This is a genomic window from Mesorhizobium sp. M7A.F.Ca.US.002.01.1.1 (assembly GCF_004022955.1).
In the GTDB taxonomy this organism is placed as follows: Bacteria; Pseudomonadota; Alphaproteobacteria; order Rhizobiales; family Rhizobiaceae; genus Mesorhizobium; species Mesorhizobium ciceri.
This window is the reverse complement of sequence record NZ_RZQE01000880.1, coordinates 1-1,233: the sequence shown is the minus strand read 5'-3', so window position 1 is coordinate 1,233 and position 1,233 is coordinate 1. Positions and strand designations below refer to the sequence as shown.

The following is a 1,233-nucleotide window of genomic DNA, read 5'->3' as shown; positions in this document are numbered from 1 at the left end:
GTCATTGACCTGCTTGAACCGGTCGAGGTCAAGATAGAGGATCGCGAGCTGCTCGCCCGTCGCGGGCAGCAGTGTCAGCGCATCAGCCAAACGACTGTTGAAATGGCCGCGACTGTGCAGCCCTGTAAGCAGGTCGTAGTGGGCCAGGTGATAGATGTGATTCTCGGTCTCAATCAGCCTCAAAGTCCGCCGGCGCAAAGCGGCCAGAGCTACAATAATTCCGCCAAGTACCAGTCCGAACACCACCACGAGTGTTGGCACCAGTTGAAAAAGGACAAACGCCCCGGGCCGATATGGCTGCCACACAAAGAAGCCGACAGTCGAACCAGAGCGACCGACAAGGGGATAGGACGCCTCTTCAGAGCTAAGCATGTTTGACCAGGAGAAGTGTGCGTCGTCGAGGAGATAGTCTTGGCGCAAGGAGGCAAGCAGACTGCCGTCCAGATAGCGAACGGCAACGTGTAGGAATTCCTGACCTGGTACTTGTGCAATGTGGCCGCTGTCGGAAACGACTGGCTTGATGCTGACAATGGCAGGATGGCCGGAGATGACGACCATGTCGGAAGCACCTATCGTGAGCACCTGCTCGGTGACGCCGTCGGTGTCCCCCTGTTTCAGCCTCGCCCTGAGGTTCTCCACGAGAGGCGCAGTGGTCGGGCGTATGGATTGATAGCTCGCCGGATCCACCGCCGATCCATCGGCGAATGCGTAGACGGGCGCGTCCTTCGGATCGAGAATGTAGACCTCATCGTGGCCGAAATACGTGTGCATCCAGGTGCCGAGATTGGTGTCGACCCATTTGGCATCCTGGCTCCGCAGGGCGCTGACCGCGTCGTCCCAGACGGTGACGCTCTCCTGATCGTGGGCTATTCCGCTCTCCAGCTTGGATATGATCAAGGCGACCAAGCTTTTCTGCCGCGACACGGCAACACCATCGGACTGGGTCGCCGACCACAGCAAAAGGCCTGTGGTGAGGGTCGCAACAAGCAGCGTCACGACAATGATGGGCAAAGCCGTTCGCTTGAAAAAAAGGCGACGTGTTGGTTCGCCGAAATGCCGGAGCAGCGTCATGAGGCTGCTTTACGCTAAGAAAACTGCTGGACCGTTAAAGGCGCGGCATCAGGCAAGCTGCACGTTTGAAAAGGCCAGTTCGATAACCCGGCGTTGAACTGCCAAGGAACAAATTCGCCGCGCGCGCGTTCGAGAGCGGCCTTTGCGGGGACTGAACACGAA

Annotated in this window: 1 protein-coding gene; it reads right to left on the bottom strand. The window is 58.3% G+C overall.

The window, feature by feature from the left end:
* Positions 1–1,071 (bottom strand): CHASE4 domain-containing protein (locus tag EN932_RS36375; protein WP_128369539.1); only part of this gene is annotated, 1,071 nt, incomplete at its 3' end.
* Between the last annotated feature and the right edge of the window lie 162 nt (positions 1,072–1,233).